This window comes from Microvirga tunisiensis (genome assembly GCF_009296175.1).
In the GTDB taxonomy this organism is placed as follows: domain Bacteria; phylum Pseudomonadota; class Alphaproteobacteria; order Rhizobiales; family Beijerinckiaceae; genus Microvirga; species Microvirga tunisiensis.
In genome coordinates, this window is sequence record NZ_VOSK01000834.1 from 1 (window position 1) to 1073 (window position 1073).

Consider the following 1073-nt stretch of genomic DNA (forward strand, 5'->3'; position numbering starts at 1 on the left):
GCCTTTGGTGCCAATCAGCTCCTCGGCGGCGTCCTGAATGCGATCACGGAGGGTCAAGGATGCCGAGTTGCGATGCGCTATCATCGTCCGCGTCCAACACGGCCGGATCCCGAAAAGGGGCTGCTGGCGCCAGCAGCCCAAGTTCAGGGAGGAAACGCTCACAAAGGGAGCGGGACAGCGAGTCCATTGCCATCTCGCACGGCAGAATGTATGCGGCCTCTAGGCGCCGCAGCAATCATATCAAGGTATGGTTGCCTCACCCATCAGGCAGAAAGCAGCCCGTGATGTCGTGCTGGTTCTGCAAACGGGCTTGCTTCGTAAACCGCCGTTGAGCGCCAGGAGCCTTAGAGGACAGTATAAGAGTTCAAGCCACAGCACCTGCCGCGGCTCTCCATGCCGCCATGGCTTGGAGGCGGTGAAGAGCCTGGACAGCGCTGGCGCATTGCCAAACTCCGGTGGGCGAAGTTCCTGAACAACATCGCCGAGACGGATCACCGGCGCATCAAGCGGCTGGTTCGACCAGTCTGGGCTTCAAGAGCTTCGTGACGGTCGTCCAGACGATTGCCGGCTATGACGTCATGATGATGGTCCGCAAAGGCCAAGTCGTCAGCGTACCAGCGAATGATAGGGAGGCCCGGAGTGATTTCATTGCTGGTCTGTTCAACGCTGCTGCCTAACCTAAGCTCGTGTCCGGTCGTCACATGAGGAACATCAGAAATTGTAACAGAACCCGTCTTCGTTCCTGGAGGCCAAAGCCAAGAGAGCTCCCATATTGCTCAATATCAAGCCTGACGGCTTGGGTGATCTTGAACTGTGCGAGAGCCTTGGCTGGCTATCCAGCTCGATCTATGATCGCCAATCTTTCAACTGCACCCAAGGCGTCTCAGTAATGCAAGAACGCCGCACTCGATAAGGGCGCCCGCGCGCTGATGAAGATTGTCCCTGCTTGATTCGCGAGGATGGCGAACGGCCTGATTAGTTCTCACCAAGCTTGCCGACAAACCTGAACCGGTCGAGCCCCAGAGCTGGTGCCTGGCTTTGCGATCATCCCGCGATCAATGGCCTGCTCCAAC

At 57.9% G+C, this 1073-nt stretch carries 1 pseudogene; it reads left to right on the forward strand.

What is annotated here, in order from left to right:
• Positions 1–426: 426 nt before the first annotated feature.
• A pseudogene (locus FS320_RS43980) lies at positions 427–677 on the forward strand (DDE-type integrase/transposase/recombinase); the annotation flags it as partial.
• Positions 678–1073 lie beyond the last annotated feature (396 nt).